The sequence below is a fragment of the Collimonas sp. genome (assembly GCF_035566555.1).
Taxonomy (GTDB): domain Bacteria; phylum Pseudomonadota; class Gammaproteobacteria; order Burkholderiales; family Burkholderiaceae_D; genus Collimonas.
The window spans coordinates 1-6,033 of record NZ_DATMRB010000109.1 but is presented as its reverse complement, the minus strand read 5'-3'; the positions used below and the strand labels follow the sequence as shown (position 1 = coordinate 6,033).

The window sequence follows — 6,033 nt, the reverse complement described above, 5'->3', positions numbered from 1 at the left end:
GTCCTTGTTCCACCACAGTTCTTCGGTGGTGAGCCAGCCCATGCCCTGGATGAAAGCGCCCTCGACCTGGCCGATATCCAGCGCCGGATTGAGCGACTGGCCGGCATCGTAGAGCGCATCGGCGCGCAGCAGCCGCCATTCGCCGGTAAAGGTGTCGACCACCACTTCCGACACCGACGCGCCGTAAGCAAAATAGGAGAACGGCCGGCCGTTCATGGTTTTCGGATCCCAGTGCAGGCCTGGGGTGGCGTAGAAACCGTCCGACCACAGCTGTACCCGCGACAGATACGCTTTTTGCGTCAGCTCGCCGAACGGCAGGCTGTGCTCGCCCAGATGCACGGCGCCGGCGGAAAAGGTAACTTCCTTGGCGTCGCCGTTATGCAATTTGGCGAAGAATTCCGCCAGGCGCTGGCGTATCGTATGCGCTGCATTCTGCGCCGCCTTGCCGTTCAGGTCGGCGCCGGTAGATGCTGCGGTAGCTGAGGTATTTGCCACTTTGCTGGTGTCGGTGGCGGTGACGCGCACCAGTTCCAGCGGAATCCCGAGTTCGTGCGCCACTACCTGTGCCACCTTGGTGTTGATGCCCTGGCCCATTTCGGTGCCGCCGTGGTTCACCAGCACCGAACCGTCGGTGTAGACATGGACCAGCGCGCCGGCCTGGTTGAAGTGGGTGACGTTGAAGGCGATGCCGAACTTGACCGGCGTCAGCGCCAGGCCCTTTTTCAGCACCGGGCTGCTGGCGTTGAAGGTGTCGATGTCGGCGCGCCGCTGCCGGTATTCGCTGCTGGCTTCCAGTTCCGCCACCAGTTCATGGATCACATTGTCGACGATCTTCTGGCCGTATTGCGTGACATTGCGGCCTTCTTCATCGTTGCGGCCGTAGAAATTCAGCTTGCGGATGTCCAGCGCATCGCGTCCCAGGTTGCGGGCGATTTCATCGACAATGTATTCGATCGCGATCGCGCCCTGCGGACCGCCGAAGCCGCGGAAGGCGGTGTTCGACTGAGTATTGGTCTTGCCGCACATTGCCTTGATGTCGACATCGGACAGGTAGTAGGTATTGTCGAAGTGGCAGACTGCGCGGGTCGCCACCGGCGCCGACAAGTCGGCCGAGAAGCCGGCGCGGCTGACCATCTCGATACGGGCAGCGACGATGCGGCCGGCGTCGTCGTAGCCGACTTCATAGTCATAGAAGAAGCAGTGACGCTTGCCAGTCACCATCATGTCGTCGTCACGGTCGGCGCGCAGCTTGACCGGACGCTTGAGCTTGGCGGCGCCAATCGCGGCGACCGCAGCCCACAAAGCCGATTGCGATTCCTTGCCGCCAAAGCCGCCGCCCATGCGCCGGCATTCGACTACGATATTGTGCGAATGAACACCCAAGGCATGCGCGACCACGTGCTGCATTTCGGTCGGATGCTGGGTCGAGCACAGCACCAGCATGCCGTTCTGTTCTTTCGGGATGGCGTAGGAAATCTGGCCTTCCAGGTAAAACTGTTCCTGGCCGCCGACATACAGCTGGCCGGTGACGCGGTTGGGCGCCGTTTCAAAAGCCTGCTGGGCATCGCCGCGCGTCAGCCGCATCGGCGGCAGCACATACGATTTCGCCGCGTGGGCAGCTTGCGGTGTCAGGACGGCCGGCAGCTCTTCGTAATCGATGACGACCTTGCGCACCGCGCGCCGCGCATTGTCGTGGCTGTCGGCGATGACGACGAAGATCGGCTGGCCGACATATTCGACCAGGCCTTCGGACAGGATCGGATCGTCATGAATGATCGGGCCGCAATCGTTGGTGCCGGGGATATCGGCAGCGGTGAGCACCGTGACCACGCCGGGTGCGCTGCGCACCGCGTCCAGGTTGATGGAGCGGATGCGGGCATGGGCCTTCTGCGACATGCCGAGTGCGGCATGCAGCGTGCCTTGCGCTTCCGGGATGTCGTCGGTGTAGGTGGCTTCGCCCAGCACATGCAGGATCGCCGATTCGTGCGGATGCGACTGGCCGACTTCCGCCCAGGCAGTTGCCTTCTCTTGCGGCTTGGCTTGCATAAAAACTTCAGTTTGCTTGTTCATGACGTCTACTCTTTATCTTCGTCGGCGGTTTAGTGTAGTGTTTCGCAGATAATGGCACTTTATAAACGGCGTCTTTCCGCGCCATGCGTCGTTGCAAATCCTCGCGATAGACCCACTATCGCTCCGGTTTGCGCCTAGCCTGACACGGAAAACCGCCATTTCTAAAGCACCATTACCTACGAAACACTACACTCGGCGTACACGAAAGGATTGACCTGGTCGGTACGCAACGGGGCTTCGGTACGGGTTTCCAGCCAGAACCGGCGCAGCAGATTCTGCGAGGTCTTCATGCGGTATTCGCTGGAAGCGCGCATGTCCGACAGCGGTTTGTAGTCGTCCGACATCAACGCCACAGCGGCTTCCATCACTGTTTCGCTCCAGGCCTGGCCGAGCAGGGCGGCTTCAGTCAGCGCCGCGCGTTTCGGCGTGGCTGCCATGCCGCCGAAGGCAATCCGGATATCGCTGATCTTGTCGCCATCCAGCGTCACGGAAAATGCGGCGCAGACGGCGGAAATATCCTGGTCGAAGCGTTTCGCCAGCTTGTAGGTGCGGAAGCGCTGGCCGGCATGCGGCAGCGGGATTCGCACGCCTTCGACGAATTCGTCGGCCTGCATGTCTTTCTTCATGTAATCCAGGTACAGCGCTTCCAGCGGCATCACGCGTTGCCCGTTCGGTCCGCGCAGGACGACCTGGGCGCCAAGCGCGATCAGCCACGGCGGCGAATCGCCGATCGGCGAGCCGTTGGCGACATTGCCGCCGAGGGTGCCGGCATTGCGGATCGGCAGCGAGGCAAAGCGCTGCCACATCTCCGACAGCTCCGGATAGTGCTTGCAGATTTCGGCGTAGGCGTCGTTCAGGGTGACGCCGGCGCCGATCTCGATCTGCTGCTGCTTGACGCTCAAGGTGTTCAGTTCGGCCACCTGGCCGAGATAAATGATGTCGCCCAGATCGCGCATCTGCTTGGTGACCCACAGGCCGACGTCGGTCGAACCGGCCAGGATACGCGCGGCCGGCAGTGCGGCGCGTATTTCCACCAGCTGCGCCAGGGTGCGCGGCGCGTAGAAAGTCTGGCCTTCGTGGCGATAGACCAGCATCTCATCGCGTTGCAACGGTTGCAGCGCCTGTTGCAGCGCCTGGCGGTCGAAGCCGACCGCCGGCAGTTCGCCCATGCGGTGGGCCGCATCGATGATCGGCCGGTAGCCTGTGCAGCGGCACAGGTTGCCGGACAAGGCAATATCGATGTCCTTGCGCAGCAGTGGCTGCGCTTGTTCCTGTTTCGGCTGGCATGCGCCCTTGGCCGAGCCGCAGGCCGGCGCCTGGCTGCCGTCGTTCTTCAGATACAGATCCCACAGCGACATCACGAAGCCCGGCGTGCAGAAGCCGCATTGCGAGCCATGGCATTCGACCATTGCTTGCTGCACCGGATGCAAGGCGCCATCGTTCTGTTTCAGGTCTTCGACGGTGTACAAGGCTTTGCCGTCCAGCGTCGGCAGGAACTGGATGCAGGAATTGACCGATTTCAGCGTGACGCCGTCGGCAGTCTGTTCGCCGATGACGACGGTGCAGGCGCCGCAGTCGCCCTCGGCGCAGCCTTCCTTGCTGCCGGTGCAATGCAAGTCTTCCCGCAGGTGTTGCAGGATAGTGCGGGTAGGCGCGGCCTGATCTACCGTATGGACTTCGCCACGATAGTAGAAGCGGATGACGCTATCGGCCGAGGTATTGGATGCGGACGTAGACAAGACGATCTCCATTCTGGTTTGGCGACTGTTGCAAAAACACTGGCTGTCTGATCGTATTGCCTGGCTGCGGTGCAGGGACTACGTAGAGCTAGGCTGACTTTGCAACGGCCTATTAATTATGAGCTCAGATTAGCATTTGCGCCGCAGCTCCATATAGCGAAAGGGCTCATATCAATTATCTGCAGAATGGAATAAAGATCGTATAACTAATTCCATTTGACAAATAAAGAGCACGTTTGCGGGGCGCCACCGGAAATTCATGGTTTGTTTGACAATACATGCGGTTTGCGGGATGGCTGTCATTCCTGAACGGCGCATGTAATCTGGCTGTGGCCGGATTTATTTAGCGTGGCATCAGGGTTTTAACGGGCGCTGAGAGCGGTTATCATCACGCTGGAATAATTGATATTTACCCTGGAGCATATTTGTGACCCCATTCAGTACCCCGCCAGTTTGCCGGAATCCTGCCCAAAATCAAGCGGATCGGCAGCCTGGAAGCGAATCCACCATACAGACACAGTCCGGCCGGGCCGCTGCCGTCTCTTCACATTAATCAAGGAGACACCAGAATGCAGTTTTTCGAGAATTTCTTCAAGCTGAAAGAAAACGGCACCGACGTCCGCACCGAACTGATCGCCGGCCTGACGACCTTCCTGACGATGGCTTACATCATCTTCGTCAACCCGGCGATCCTGGGCGACGCTGGCATGCCGAAGGGCTCGGTATTCGTCGCCACCTGCGTGGCGGCTGCCATCGGCACCCTGATCATGGCCTTGTACGCCAACTACCCGATCGCCTTGGCGCCCGGCATGGGCCTCAACGCCTACTTTGCCTACGCGGTGGTGAAGGGCATGGGCGTGTCCTGGGAAGTGGCGCTGGGGGCCGTCTTCATTTCCGGCTGCCTGTTCATCATCGTCAGCCTGGTCGGCATCCGCGGCCTGATCGTCAACGGCATTCCGCCCACCATCAGGATTGCGATCACCGCCGGCATCGGCATGTTCCTCGGCTTTATCGCGCTCAAGAGTTCCGGCCTGGTAGTCGCCAATCCGGCCACTTTCGTACAGATCGGCGATCTGCACCAGATCCCGGTGATCCTGTCGATTCTCGGCTTCCTGCTGATCGTGGTGCTGGACCATCTCAAGGTCAAGGGCGCGATCCTGATCGGCATCCTGACCGTCACCGTACTGAGTTTTGTCGTCGGCGGCAATACCTTCAACGGCGTGGTATCGATGCCGCCGTCGATAGAACCGACCTTGTTCAAGCTCGACATCATGGGTGCCTTGTCGATGGGGATCCTGAACATCGTGCTGGTGTTCTTCCTGGTGGAGATGTTCGACGCCACCGGCACCATGATGGGCGTGGCGAATCGTGCCGGCCTGCTGGTCAATGGCAAGATGGCGCGCCTTAACAAGGCTTTGCTGGCGGACAGTACGGCGATCGTGGCCGGCACTTTCCTCGGCACCTCCAGCACCACGGCCTATGTCGAAAGCGCCGCCGGCGTGCAGGCAGGCGGCCGTACCGGCCTGACTTCGCTGGCGGTCGGCGTCTTATTCCTGGCCGCCTTGTTCATCTCGCCGCTGGCCGGCGCCGTGCCGGCCTACGCAACCGCGCCAGCCTTGTTCTACGTGGCGGGACTGATGCTGCGCGAACTGGTGCACCTGAATTGGGAAGACTCCACCGAAAGCGTGCCGGCGGTGATCACCGTGCTGATGATTCCTTTCACCTATTCCATTGCCAATGGCATCGCCTTCGGCTTCATTTCCTATGCGGCGTTGAAACTGTTCACGGGCCGCGCCAAGCAGGTGCCGGTCATGGTGTGGATCATCGCGGCGATTTTCCTGTACAAGTTCATCCATCTGGGTGGCGATTGATCGCCCGCTGAACGAAAGGAAATATTTGATGAAATCGGAACACAGGATGACTTCCGCAATATACAAGGCAAGTGCTGTATTCATCGTGTTCTGCCTGCTGCAAGGATGCGCCTGGATCACGCCGTGCTTCTCCAAAGGCGAGCAGTGCCCGCAAGTGAAAGCGCAAAACTGAGCGCTAATACCGGCCGCGTCCAGATAGTAGCGTGGGCAGATTTTCTGCCCACGCTGAACCCGCGCTTCGAATAATCGACGTTCCGCGTGGGCGCAGGTGCCCACCCTACGAGTTCCTGCAAATACAAATGCCGTTCGCTCTTAGCCCGGTGGCAGGGGGCTAATTCGCCACATTCGCCAGA

The 6,033-nt window shown here is 60.2% G+C and carries 4 protein-coding genes; 2 read left to right on the top strand and 2 right to left on the bottom strand.

Features of this window, described 5'->3' with window-relative positions; genetic code table 11:
- Positions 1-2,070 (bottom strand): xanthine dehydrogenase molybdopterin binding subunit (gene xdhB / locus VNZ65_RS14235; protein WP_325670078.1); only part of this gene is annotated, 2,070 nt, incomplete at its 3' end.
- Positions 2,071-2,246: 176 nt separating this feature from the next.
- Entirely contained in the window at positions 2,247-3,821 is a 1,575-nt protein-coding gene (gene xdhA / locus VNZ65_RS14230) for a xanthine dehydrogenase small subunit (protein ID WP_325670076.1), read from the bottom strand.
- 557 nt (positions 3,822-4,378) lie between these two features.
- Here xdhA and VNZ65_RS14225 point away from each other — a divergent pair.
- On the top strand, positions 4,379-5,680 hold the full coding sequence (locus VNZ65_RS14225) for an NCS2 family permease (protein WP_325670074.1): 1,302 nt from the start codon (positions 4,379-4,381) through the stop codon (positions 5,678-5,680).
- 46 nt (positions 5,681-5,726) lie between these two features.
- The gene (locus VNZ65_RS14220; protein ID WP_325670073.1) at positions 5,727-5,852 is read left to right on the top strand and encodes a hypothetical protein; all 126 of its coding nucleotides are present in this window, start codon (positions 5,727-5,729) and stop codon (positions 5,850-5,852) included.
- Positions 5,853-6,033 lie beyond the last annotated feature (181 nt).